The organism is Streptomyces sp. HSW2009 (genome assembly GCF_040240285.1).
GTDB lineage: Bacteria > Actinomycetota > Actinomycetes > Streptomycetales > Streptomycetaceae > Streptomyces.
In genome coordinates this window covers 1-11,500 of record NZ_JBEHZD010000233.1, presented here as the reverse complement: position 1 = coordinate 11,500, position 11,500 = coordinate 1, and the positions used below count along the sequence as shown (strand labels likewise).

At 72.6% G+C, this 11,500-nt stretch carries 9 protein-coding genes and 5 tRNA genes; 8 read left to right on the top strand and 6 right to left on the bottom strand.

The genetic code is table 11. The features are described 5' to 3' along the window. Nucleotides 1–2,339: ATP-binding protein (locus tag AAHZ94_RS18275; protein ID WP_349994027.1), on the bottom strand; the 2,339-nt coding region annotated here is incomplete at its 3' end. Nucleotides 2,340–3,579: 1,240 nt separating this feature from the next. Then, nucleotides 3,580–3,930: a metallopeptidase family protein gene (locus AAHZ94_RS18270; protein WP_349994026.1), complete on the bottom strand. Its 351-nt coding sequence runs from the start codon at nucleotides 3,928–3,930 to the stop codon at nucleotides 3,580–3,582. 323 nt (nucleotides 3,931–4,253) lie between these two features. Between AAHZ94_RS18270 and AAHZ94_RS18265 the strand changes: the two genes are divergently transcribed. The 3 genes from AAHZ94_RS18265 to AAHZ94_RS18255 all read left to right on the top strand — a co-directional run bounded on the left by AAHZ94_RS18265 (nucleotide 4,254) and on the right by AAHZ94_RS18255 (nucleotide 4,842). Continuing rightward, nucleotides 4,254–4,326 (top strand) — tRNA-Glu (locus AAHZ94_RS18265). 341 nt (nucleotides 4,327–4,667) lie between these two features. Then, nucleotides 4,668–4,742 (top strand) — tRNA-Asp (locus AAHZ94_RS18260). Between the two features lie 23 nt (nucleotides 4,743–4,765). After that, nucleotides 4,766–4,842, top strand: a tRNA-Phe gene (locus AAHZ94_RS18255). 172 nt (nucleotides 4,843–5,014) lie between these two features. Here AAHZ94_RS18255 and AAHZ94_RS18250 read toward each other — a convergent pair. From AAHZ94_RS18250 to AAHZ94_RS18235, 4 genes are all read right to left on the bottom strand, one after another. After that, a complete protein-coding gene (locus tag AAHZ94_RS18250; protein ID WP_349994025.1) occupies nucleotides 5,015–5,863 on the bottom strand; it encodes an oxidoreductase in 849 nt (282 codons plus the stop codon). Beyond that, nucleotides 5,860–6,711 carry a helix-turn-helix transcriptional regulator gene (locus AAHZ94_RS18245; RefSeq protein ID WP_349994024.1) on the bottom strand — a complete coding sequence of 284 codons (852 nt, stop codon included), beginning with the start codon at nucleotides 6,709–6,711 and terminating at the stop codon, nucleotides 5,860–5,862. The genes AAHZ94_RS18250 and AAHZ94_RS18245 overlap by 4 nt, the downstream gene beginning before the upstream one ends. Continuing rightward, a complete protein-coding gene (locus AAHZ94_RS18240; RefSeq protein WP_349994023.1) occupies nucleotides 6,708–7,181 on the bottom strand; it encodes a nuclear transport factor 2 family protein in 474 nt (157 codons plus the stop codon). Before AAHZ94_RS18240 ends, AAHZ94_RS18245 begins: the two co-directional genes overlap by 4 nt. Nucleotides 7,182–7,313: 132 nt before the next feature. Beyond that, nucleotides 7,314–7,931, bottom strand: a complete 618-nt coding sequence (locus AAHZ94_RS18235) for a pentapeptide repeat-containing protein (RefSeq protein ID WP_349994022.1) — start codon at nucleotides 7,929–7,931, stop codon at nucleotides 7,314–7,316. 135 nt (nucleotides 7,932–8,066) lie between these two features. On the opposite strand from AAHZ94_RS18235, the gene AAHZ94_RS18230 reads away from it, so the two are divergent. From AAHZ94_RS18230 to AAHZ94_RS18210, 5 genes are all read left to right on the top strand, one after another. Beyond that, a complete protein-coding gene (locus AAHZ94_RS18230; RefSeq protein WP_349994021.1) occupies nucleotides 8,067–8,657 on the top strand; it encodes a TetR/AcrR family transcriptional regulator in 591 nt (196 codons plus the stop codon). A 52-nt stretch (nucleotides 8,658–8,709) separates the two neighbouring features. Beyond that, nucleotides 8,710–9,876, top strand: a complete 1,167-nt coding sequence (locus tag AAHZ94_RS18225; protein ID WP_349994020.1) for an epoxide hydrolase family protein — start codon at nucleotides 8,710–8,712, stop codon at nucleotides 9,874–9,876. After that, on the top strand, nucleotides 9,873–10,415 hold the full coding sequence (locus AAHZ94_RS18220; RefSeq protein ID WP_349994019.1) for a hypothetical protein: 543 nt from the start codon (nucleotides 9,873–9,875) through the stop codon (nucleotides 10,413–10,415). Before AAHZ94_RS18225 ends, AAHZ94_RS18220 begins: the two co-directional genes overlap by 4 nt. Before the next feature lie 543 nt (nucleotides 10,416–10,958). Then, nucleotides 10,959–11,033 (top strand) — tRNA-Asp (locus AAHZ94_RS18215). 23 nt (nucleotides 11,034–11,056) lie between these two features. After that, nucleotides 11,057–11,133, top strand: a tRNA-Phe gene (locus AAHZ94_RS18210). Nucleotides 11,134–11,500: the final 367 nt, after the last annotated feature.

The following is an 11,500-nucleotide window of genomic DNA, read 5'->3' as shown; positions in this document are numbered from 1 at the left end:
CCCCTCGCCCGCCACCCCGCGCCCGCGCCCGGGCGCCCCGGCGGCGGGCCCGGGGCGCCCGGGCCCGGCGGCCCCGGGGCCCCCTGGGGCGGGGCGCGGGCCAGGCCCAGCCGGTAGCCGGTGTCCCGGTGGACGACCAGGGCGTGTTCCACGGCCTCCCTGGCCTTCTCGACGTGGCGCAGCACCGCCCGTACGGCGGCGAGTTCGGTGAGCGCCTCGCCCTCGGCGACCCGCAGCCCGGCGTGGCGGGCGACGGTCACGGCGCTGCGCGCGTGGGACAGCGCCTCGCGGTAGGTGCCGCGGGCCCGGTAGGCGGCGGCGAGGCCGAGGTGCGCCGCCGCCTCCGCACGCCGGCACTCGGCGCCGCCGGCCAGCCGCAGCGCGAGGGCGTGCCGGTCCGTCGCGCCGGCCACGTCGTCCATGCCCAGCAGCGCGCTGCCGAGCACGTTCAGCGCGTCGGGCTCGATCAGCCTGCGGTGCGTGCGCTGGGTGGTGTGCAGCGCGTCCGACGCGTACTTGATGGCCATCCGCGGGTCGCCCGCGTCCCGGCACAGCGCCGCGAGGCAGCACAGCACGCCCTCCCCGGCGTACGTGGACGGCAGCAGGTCGGCCCCCGCCAGCGCCTCCTGGAGTATCCGGTTGGCCTCGCCGAACCTGCCGCGCCCGTGCAGCGTGGCGCCGAGCCCCCACAGCGGCAGCAGCGCCGCGTGCGGATCGGTCGAACGCTGGCCGAGGGCGCGCCCCTCGGCGAAGTACGCCTGTGCCTCGTCGAACCTGCCCTGGTCGAGGGAGCCGAAGCCGAGCAGGGCCAGCGCCCAGATCTCGCCCGCTGGTTCGCCGACCGCCCGGTAGACCGCCAGCGACCGCAGCCCGTGCTCCCGCGCGGCGTCGACGCGGGCGCGCTCCCGGCTGGCCGCTGCGAGCCCGAGCAGCGCCCCGCCCTTCTCGGCCAGCAGCCCGGCCTCCTCGTACAACTCCTCCGCCCGCGCGCTGTGCCACATCGCCGCCTCGTGGTGGGCGAGTTCCCAGTGCACGTAGCCCAGGCTCCAGTGCATCACCGCCCGGCCGTAGCCGTCCCCGTCGGCCTCGGCGGCCTGCAATCCGGCGTCGGCGGCGCGCAGCCAGTCCGTGCGTTGCCCGTGCGCCATCAGATGCCCGTGCAGGACCAGCGCGATCTGCCAGGCGATGACGTACGGGCCGTGCTCGGCGGTGTGCTCCACGCAGGCCAGCAGGTTGCCCCGCTCGGTCTCCAACCAGCCGAGAGCCGCCTGCTCGTCGGCGAAGGCCAGCGGCGCGGCCAGCGGGTCCTTGGGGTCGGGCGCCGGCTCGGCGAACCAGGAGTAGAACGTGCCGTACAGACGCTGCGCCGCGCGGTCGGAGCTGGCCAGGTACCAGGTGAACAGGCGCCCGGTGGCGGCCTCGCACTCCGCGTGCCCGGTCTCGGCCACGGCCCGCTCACGTGCATAGACCCGCAGCAGTTCGTGCAGGTGGAAGCGGCCGGGGCGGTAGGACTGCAACAGGCTGCGGGCGCACAGCCGGCCCAGCCGCTTGCTGGCCTCGCGCTCGGTCAGCCCGGCCAGCACGGCGGCGGCGCGGGTGGAGAACTCGCTGCCAGGCATCAGGCCGAGCAGCCGGAACAGCCGCTGGTCGGGCTCGGGCAGCGCCCGGTAGGAGAGGTCGAACGGGCCGCGTACGGCCGTCTCCCACGGCTCGTCGGTGGCCAGCTCCGCCAGCCGGTCGCCCTCGCGCAGGTCGGCCGCGAGGTCGGCGACGCTGCGGCCCCGGTAGCCGAGCAGGTTGGCCGCCGCGATCCGCACGGCCAGCGGGAGGTGCCCGCAGAGCCGGACCACCTCGGCAGCGGCCTCCGGCTCCTCGCGCACCCGCTCCTCACCGATGGTGCGGGCGAGCAGTGCCAACGACTCCTCCTCCTGGAAGGTGCCCAGGTCGATGTGGTGCGCGTCGTGGAAGGCGGTGAGCCCGCGCAGGTCGTTGCGGCTGGTGACGACGACGCAGCAGGTGGGCGAGGCCGGCAGCAGCGGGCGCACCTGTTCGAGCGCGGCGGCGTCGTCGAGCAGGACCAGCATCCGCTTGCCGGCCAGCAGCGACCGGTAGCTGGCGGCCCGCTCGTCCGGCTGCTCCGGGAGGTGTCCCGGCGGTACGCCGAGGGCGCGCAGCAGTTGACCGAGCGCCTCGCCCGGCTGGAGCGGGCCGTCCGGGGCGTAGCCGCGCAGGTTCAGGTAGAGCTGGCCGTCGGGGAACCGGTCTGCCACCCGGTGCATCCAGTGCACGGCGAGCGAGGTCTTGCCGACCCCGGCCATGCCGGAGACGGAGGAGATCACCAGCGTCCGTTCGGCGGCCTGCGCCCGGCCGGTGAGCTGCGCGTCGAGCTCGCGCAGACATTCCGTACGGCCGGTGAACCCGGCGACGTCGAGCGGGAGTTGTCGTGGGGGTGGGGGTGGGGTGGCAGGAGTGGGGGCTGCCGGGTGTGGTGGGTTCGTTGAGTTCGTTGGGGTTGTCGTGCCCGTTGGGTCTGCGGGACTCGCCGGGTGCGTTGGGTGCGTTGGGTGCGCCGGGTCCGTCGGGCTCGCCGGGGGAGCGGCGTCGAGGGCCGCCCAGGTCCCGTCTGCTGGCGGCTTCCCACCGCTTGCCCCACCGCTTGCCCCACCACTTGCCCCGCTGTCCGTCCCGGCGCCGGGGGGGCCGGCGCGGCCGGGCCCGGCCGCCCCGTCGGGTCCGGTTTCAAGCCCGGTGTTGGCCCTGGTACGGGGCCCGGTGTGGGGCCCGGGGCCGGCCGCAGCGCCAGCGGTACTGCCAGCCGTACCGCCGACGGGGCTGCCGGCCGCACGGGGCCGGGGCACCGTCGGCGCGGGCGCCGGAGTACCCGGCTCCGGCGGCGGCTCGACGGCGGGCGGCGGGCTCTGCGAGGGGCTCTGCACCGCCCCGGGTCTGCCCTTGCCCTTGCTGCCGCCCGGCCCCGGCGTCGCCTCCGGCTCCTCGTCAGCGCCCCGCTCCGCCCCGCGGGACGGCCCGCCCGAGGCGCCGGGACCCGCCTGCGGGTGGGCCCGCCGCTCCCCGTCCGGCAGTACGGCGCCGCCACCCGGCCCCGGCGCCCCGCCGTCCGGCCGGTCGTCCCGCCCCGCACCGCCGACCGGATGAGACCGCTCCGGTTCCGAGACGTTCATGCAGCCCCCCAGCGCCACGGCGGCGAGCACGGCAGCCGCGACCCGGGCCGGAATGCGGGCCGGTACACGCGGTACGCGATGGGGTACGGCGCCGGAGCGGCGGCGGACGCGAGCGGCACAGTCAGACATTCCAGGCATGGGGAACTACCTTCCAACGCGCGACGAATGAGCCTCCTGCCCAACTGACACCGCCCCGCCCAGGACACGCGCCCAACCCATGAGACACACCTCACCCACCCCGTTCGCGCCATACGGGCCAGCGGCGCCGTACGGACCAGGACCACGAGCCAGCAGCGCCGTACGGGTCAACGGCTCAGAGGCCACGGGCCAGCACCAGGGAGGCCGGAGGCCAGCGACCAGAGCCGGGGATCAGAGGATCAGAGGTCGGGGCCGCGGATCAGCCGTACCCCAGCGCATGCAGACGGTCATCGTCGATCCCGAAGTGGTGCGCGATCTCATGGACCACCGTCACCTCGGTCTCTGCCACCACTTCCTCGCGGCTGCCGCACATCCGCAGCGTGGGGCCGCGGTAGACGGTGATCCGGTCCGGGAGCACGCCCGCGTACCACTCGCCGCGGTCGGTCAGCGGCGTCCCCTCGTACAGCCCGAGCAGCTCCGGGTCGTCCGCGGGGGGCTCGTCCTCCACGAAGACCGCCACGTTGTCCATGAGCCGCGTCAGCTCGGGCGGGATGCGGTCCAGGGCCTCGGCGACCAGTTCCTCGAACTCCTCGCGCGTCATTTCCAGCACCCCGCCATTGTCGACCAGGCCCCCGCCGTACGCCCCACCCGCGCACCACCCGGTCCGCGCTCCCCACCCGCCCCGGCCCCACGGCCACGCCCCCACCACCCCCGCGCCCGCCACACCCACCCCACGCCATCCCGTACGCACCCTCGTACGCACATCGAACGCCCGCGCCCCGCCGGCCACCGCGCGCCACCGCGCGCCACGACACCCGGACGGGTCACACCCGCGCGGGGCCCGGCGGGAAACCGTTTTGGCGATCCCTGTCGACATCCCATATGCTTCTCACGTCCCCGAAGGCGCCGGAAGGCGCACACGGTGGGCCATCAGCCCTCATCGTCTAGTGGCCCAGGACGCCGCCCTTTCAAGGCGGTAGCACGGGTTCGAATCCCGTTGGGGGCACGATGCTTATAGTCCCTCTGGCCAGCGGAAACGCTGGCCAGAGGGACTTTTTTGTTGATGACGTCAGCACCGCGTCAGCAGGGATCTGTTTTGCGGTGCGCCGCATGGCCTACACCAACCCCGAGCAAACAAGGACGGCTCGACCACCTACACCGCGATAGCGGTGAGTGAACCCGCGACACAGACAAAAGCACACCAAGGGTCGCAATGCGGGCGAAGTCGACAGAGTACTCATTTCTTCCCACTGGCCCTCGTCGGGTATAGTCAACAACCAGTTCAGGCGTGAGCGCCAGAACCGATTCCCACATCACGCAACCCAAAGTCGGATGTGTGATGCGCAAGGTCCTGTGGAGCAGTTTGGAGTGCTCGCCACCCTGTCAAGGTGGAGGCCGCGGGTTCAAATCCCGTCAGGACCGCTGGAGTTCCTCGTGAACTCCGTGGCTGGGTAGCTCAGTTGGTACGAGCGATCGCCTGAAAAGCGATAGGTCGCCGGTTCGACCCCGGCCCCAGCCACCAGCACGTAGTGAGGCCCCGATCTTCGGATCGGGGCCTTGTTGCGTATCCACGGAGTCCCTCAGCGGAAGAGAGCTCAGCGCGGCCCGCGAGAACCTCGTCGGAGGAGTTCCGCGAGCCGCGCGTCCCGAGTCCTACGGTGAGCAGGGCCGCGGCGAACGTGGGCGGCGGCAGATTACCGGCGGGCCTGGTCGTCGGCGTAGTCGGTCGAGACGGCGAGCTGCCGCCATGCGGCCAGTTCGGCGGCGCGGCTGTGCAGCGTGTCGTCCAGGGCGCCGGCACAGTCGCTGCCCAGGGGCAGTCGCGCGGGCGGCTGCCCCTGGGCAGTGGTCGCGACGATGGCTTCGGCTGCGGCTACGGGGTCGCCGGGCTGGCTGCCGCGGCGTTCGGCGAGTTGCCTGGCGAAGGTGCGGACGGTGCCGTCGTAGGCGTCGATGGGGTGTTCGGCGTGCCGGAAGCTGGTGTCGTCGAGGAAGTCGGTGCGGAAACTGCCCGGCTGCACACACGTGACCGTGATGCCGTACGGGGCGGCCTCGGCGGCCAATGCCTCGGAGATGCCTTCCACCGCGTGCTTGGTGCCGGCGTAGGCGGACAGTCCGCCGACGGTGGCGATGGCGGCGATGCTTGAGATGTTGATGACACGGCCGCCGCCGGCGGCGCGCATGAGGGGCAGCACGGCGCGGGTGACGGTGAGAAGTCCGAACACGTTGGTGTCGAAGAGCTGTCGCACTTCGGCGTCGGAGGTCTCCTCGACGGCACCGAGCAGGCCGTACCCGGCGTTGTTGACCAGGACGTCGATGCCGCCGAACGCACTGACCGCTTCGGCGACGGCGGCGGTGACCTGGTCGGGGTCGGTGACGTCCATGCGCACGGCCAGCAGGTTGCCGTCCTCATCCGGGAAGTGCTTGGCGACGGTGCGGGGGTCGCGGGCCGCGGCCACCACCCGGTGGCCTGCGCGCAGCGCTGCGGCGGTGATCTCCCGGCCGAAGCCTCGGGACGCTCCGGTGACGAGCCAAACGCTCATGGTCGGTGTTCCTTTACAGAGTCGGTGGTGGTGCCCAGGCGGTGGCTGCCGAGCAGCGCGAGTGCGTCTGCGGCGGGGCTGGCCGGCGCTGCCTGGTAGACGACGAGCTGCTGGCCCGGGCTGGAGTTGACGGTCAGGGACTGGTAGTCGAGTTCGAGGTCGCCGACCAGGTGGTGGCGGAACCGCTTGGTCTCCGCGACCTTGTTCCGCACGTCGTGACGCGCCCACAGCTGGGCGAAGTCGGGGCTCTTCAGCGACAGCTCGCCGATGAGCGCGATGGTCGCGGGGTCGTCGGGGTCGGCGCCCGCCCCGGCGCGCAGTGCGGCGGTGCAGTTCTCGGCGATCTGCGGCCAGTCCCGGTAGAAGGTGCGGGCTGCCGGGTTCAGGAAGACCGCGGTGACCAGATTGGTCTCCTCGCCCATCCAGTCGAACAGGGCCTCCCCCAGCGGGTTCGCGGCAAGCTGGTTGAGGCGGCGGTCGAAGATGAGCGCCGGGTTGGTGTGCCAGTCGTCCATGAGGCGGACCAGCGATGCGTGCGCGTACTCGCGCCGGCCCCGGGCCTTCCGCGGCGGCACGGGTCCTGCCAGGGTGCGCAGGTGCGCGGCGGCATCCTCGCCCAGGGCGAGTGCGCCCGCCAGGGCGTCGACGACCTGGGGTGAAGGGCGCCGGTCGCGGCCCTGCTCCAGGCGGATGTAGTAGTCGGTCGACACGCCCGCGAGCATCGCCACTTCCTCCCGGCGCAGCCCCGGCGTGCGGCGCTCCCCGCCGGGCAGGCCGTGCACCTGGGGGTCGGCGGCGGCCCGCCGCGCCCGCAGGAACTGGGCCAGGAGGCCCATGTCGCCGGTCACGAGAACGAGCCGAGGGTGTCGGCGCCCAGACTCCACGCCATCGTCAGGTACTGCCGTGCCACCTTCCATCCGTCGGCGGTGCGCACGAGGTTCCAGGTGTAGGAGCCGCCGATGTCGAAGTGCGCGCCCTTCTGGCCGGCGTCGGGGACACCGACGAACAGCATGTACCCGATGCCGGTGGCGGTGTCGCCGTCGATCTCGAAGTGCGTGTTGAGGAGGTAGTGGAACATCGAGGCGTACGCGTCCTCGGCCGCGATCACCGTCTCCTTGATCGTGGACGCGCCGTACAGCGGCTCCCACGGGCCGAAGGCCAGCTCGGCGTCGGGGGTCCAGCAGTTGATCCAGGTGTCGTAGTCCTTGTGGTCCAAGGCGCGCCAGCCGCGTACGAGCAGCCCGCGGATCGCTTCCTTGTCCACCAGGTCCTGCAGCGCTTTCGCTGGCTGTGGGGTCTGAACGGCGGTGTCGGTCATCGGATTTCCCTTTCGGTGCCCGCCCCTGCCTGCGGGGGAGTGCACTCAACGTAGGGACGGGCCGAGGCATCCGGGTGGACCTGCCGCTCCCACCCAGGGCCCGTGCGGTGGGGCGCCCCGGGCTCGCCGGGCTCAGGGCAGGACACGTAGGCCGAGTGCGGTGGCGATGACGGCGGCTTGGTCGGGGTCGATGACCGCCTTGTTCAGCTTGGTGGTGAGCGGATCGAGGCCGTCGAGATTGCTGTACCGCAGGTCGCATTCGGTGAGGTCGGCGCTGTGGAGCCAGGCCGCGGACAGGTCGCAGCCGGTCATCTCGGCCTTGCCCAGCAGGGCTCCGGTGAGGTCGGCCTCACGCATCCGGACGCCGCGCAGGGTGCAGCCGCGCAGGTCGGCGCCCGGAAGGCCGGCGAACGACCAGTCGCCGCCCGCCACCGTCACCGCGCCCCAGCTGCACGAGTCGAACATGCTGCCGACGAACTTGCAGCGGGTGAACGCCGCGTCGAAGAACGAGCAGCGGACGAAGGTGCAGTTGGTGAACGCGGCGTCGCGGTGCACCGAGGCGTTGAACCGCACACCGCGGAACGTGCACTCGGTGAAGGCCGCGCCGTCGTCGACGAGTTCCATCATGTCCACGTCGACGAACAGCACCTGGTCGAACCGTTCTCCGTGAAGTTCCGCGGCCCGCCACTCCGCCGCACGGACGGTGCTGGTGGTCGGCGGTGCGGGCGCGCCGTGCTTGCGGTCAGCCACGGCGGGCCCGGAGGGGGCGGCCGGGAGTGGTCTCGTGCGTCATGCGGCAGGTCCTCCAACCTTTTGATTGAACGGCCGTTCACGCTACAGTGTGGCATGAACGAACGTTCAACAGAAAAGGTGAGGAAACCGGAGATGCCCAGAAGTCCCGAAGCGTCGGCCGCCGTCCGGGACGCCACCCGGGCCCGAATCCGCCGGGCGGCGGTCCTGGTGATGGCGGAGCAGGGCTACCAGGCCACCACGCTGCGCCAGGTCGCCGCCCGCGCCGGGGTCGCTGACGGCCTGCCGTCGCGCTACTTCGGCAGCAAGGCCGGCCTGCTGATCGACATCGCGGACGGCTGGCGCGACCGCACCAGGGCTGCTCTCGCCGCCCACCCCGGCGGCGGTCCGGAACACACGCTGCGGCTGCTCGTCCGCTCGGCCCTGCTGGGACTGGACACCGCTCCCGAGGAGGTCGACGAGGGGCGCGCGGTCGCCGCACTGCTGGCCGACCCCGAGGCCAGGAGAGTCCTGCGTGACGCCGGAGCCGACATCGCCTCCGCCGACCTCCTGCAAGCCCTGGCCGACGCCGTCTCCCAGACCGGCTCACCCGACCCCGAAGGCGACCGCCTGCTCCTCCTGGCCGGAATCCGCGGCGGACTCGTCCTCGCTGCCGAAGACCCCGACTTCCCCCTGCGCCGCCTGGAGGAAGCCCTGCTCGACCGGGTCCTGAGGCACGCCCGGTAAGCCGGCCCCCCGCGTCCGGGCCACCCCCGCACCCCCCTGAAGGAAGCACCGCATGCACAGCACGCCCGTTCCCCCCGGCACCATCCGCCCGTTCCAGGTGTCCGTGCCCCAGGCCGCCCTCGACGACCTGGACGAGCGCCTCGCCCGCACCCGCTGGCCCGACGAGCTTCCGGACACCGGCTGGGAGTACGGCGTGCCGGTCGGCTACCTGCGCGACCTCGCCGAGTACTGGCGCACCGGCTACGACTGGCGCGCCCACGAAGCCCGGCTGAACGAGTTCCCGCAGTTCCTCACCGAGATCGACGGCGCCCGGGTGCACTTCCTGCACGTCACCTCGCCCGAGCCCGATGCCGTGCCGCTGATCATGACCCACGGCTGGCCCGGCTCGGTCCTGGAATTCCTCCACGTCATCGGGCCCCTGACCGACCCACGCGCCCACGGCGGCGACCGGGCCGACGCCTTCCACGTCGTGGTCCCTTCCATCCCCGGGTTCGGCTTCTCCGGCCCCACCCGCGAGACACACTGGGACTACCGCCGCGTCGCCCCCGCCTGGGCCGAGCTGATGGAACGCCTCGGCTACCGCCGCTACCTGGCGCAGGGCGGAGACTTCGGCTCCGGCATCTCTCGGGAGCTCGGCCTCGTCGCGCCCGACCGGCTGATCGGCATCCACCTCAACAGCCCGCCCACCTTTCCCGCCGGCGACCCGTCCGGCCTCGGCGACCTGGACCGCGAACGGCTGGACGGCTGGACCCGCCACCAGCAGGAGACCTCCGGGTACGTCGCCGTCCAGTCCACCCGGCCACAGACCCTCGGCTACGCCCTACACGACTCCCCGGTAGGTCAACTGGCCTGGATCGTCGAGAAGTTCAAGGAGTGGACAGACTCGGTCGGCACCCCGGAGACCGCCGTCGACCGCGACCACATGCTGACCAACGTCACGCTCTACTGGCTGACCGGCACCGCCGGGTCCTCCGCCCGCCTCTACAAGGAATCCGCACGCGTGTGGGGCGCCGCCGAGGAATCGCACGTCCCCACCGGGATGGCTGTCTTCCCCCATGACGTCACCCTGCCGGTCAGGGCGTTCGCCGAACGACTCGACCGCATCGTGCACTGGACCGAGATGGACCGCGGCGGCCACTTCGCTGCCATGGAGGAACCCGACCTCCTCACCGCCGACATCAGGGCCTTCGCCCGCGCCCTGAAGGAGACGAGCCGATGACAAGGCGGTGGTTTTCCCGCCTCGACCACCAAGACTTCACCGTCGTCGACGCCGGGACACTCGATCTCAGCGACGGCGTGTGGTGGCCGGTGGACCCCGGCTCACCCGAATGGGACGGCGTGGGAGCGGCACCGGGCCGCTACCGGCTGCTGCTCGCCCTGCGGGAGGCGTCAGTCGTCGCCGCCGTCGTATGCCTGGCGGACGAGCCCCCTGTCACCTGGAGCCCGGTCGGTACGCAGTGCCTGTGCTGGACAGGGCTGCTGTGGCTGACCGGACAGACGTCAACCGCGCCCGAGGTTTTGGCGGAGCGGGTGGCCGCGGCGCTACCCCGGCTGGACCGCGACGGTGACGAGGACCCCGTCGACCTGGTGGCCGAGGCGCTGGGCCAGGACGTCCCCGAGGGAGTCCCCGCCGCGTTCGCCGCAGGGTGGGAGCGCTACCCGGAGGGTCTCTGGATCATCTGGGGCGGCCAAGAAGGCCCCGGTGTCACCCCTGGCCACGACCCGGAAGGCCGCACCACGGCACTCCTGCTGTGGTGAGCACCTGACGCTGTCGGGGATCTCGGGGCAGCACGGCCACGAGGAACTGTGCCGTGGCTTCCGCGTTCCGGCCTGGTGATCCCGGAGTTGACCGTGCGAGTCGCTCGCGCCAGTAACCCGAGGGGCACGACGGCGATGGTGATCCGCGACCGCCTCGGAGGGCCGTGGAGCAACGAGGACTTCGAGCAGTGGTACCCGCAGGACGGACGGCCGGGGCTGTCGCCGCGTCGAAGGGGAACACCTCCGCCACCTCCCGGCATCACGTTTCGCAATGCCGCAGCATCGGCTCGCACCCCTGGAATGGTGGGCATCCACCATCGACTCGGCCACCATGATTTGCAGACGCAACAACAGGCCGCCCCGTGCTGACACCTCAGCACGGGGACAGGATCGAGGGGGCGAGCGGGGCTCAGCCGGGCCCAGAAGGGCTTAGTTACCGGGCTCCCGCGCATCGTCGCAGGTCAGCAAGGTAACGATGTCGGTTTCGAATCCCGTTGGGGGCACGCAAGACCATGTGCGAGACTAGTGCTCGCACGCGCGCTTGGTCCTGTGGAGCAGTTTGGAGTGCTCGCCACCCTGTCAAGGTGGAGGCCGCGGGTTCAAATCCCGTCAGGACCGCTGGAGTTCCTCGTGAACTCCGTGGCTGGGTAGCTCAGTTGGTACGAGCGATCGCCTGAAAAGCGATAGGTCGCCGGTTCGACCCCGGCCCCAGCCACCAGCACATAGTGAGGCCCCGATCTTCGGATCGGGGCCTCACTGCGTTCCGCCCACCGGCCGTCCATCTCGCGAGGGCATCCCGCGTGGGGCACGGGTACGCGCAGCCACCGCCGGTTGCCCCTCCGGGCAGGACGCATCCGCGCAGGACACCTCCGTGCAGAACGCCCCCGCGCGAGACGCCCCCGGCGACTGGCCGCGCCGGCGCGGATCAGCACCGGCGCGGCCGATACCGGAACCTCACCCGAACGGTGCAGCCCCGGGGGGGCCGGGGGGGGCGGGGCGGGGGGGGGGGGGGGGGGGGGGGGGGGGGCGGGGGGGGGGGCGGGGGGGGGGGGCGGGCGGGGCGGGGGGCGGGGGGGGGGGGGGGG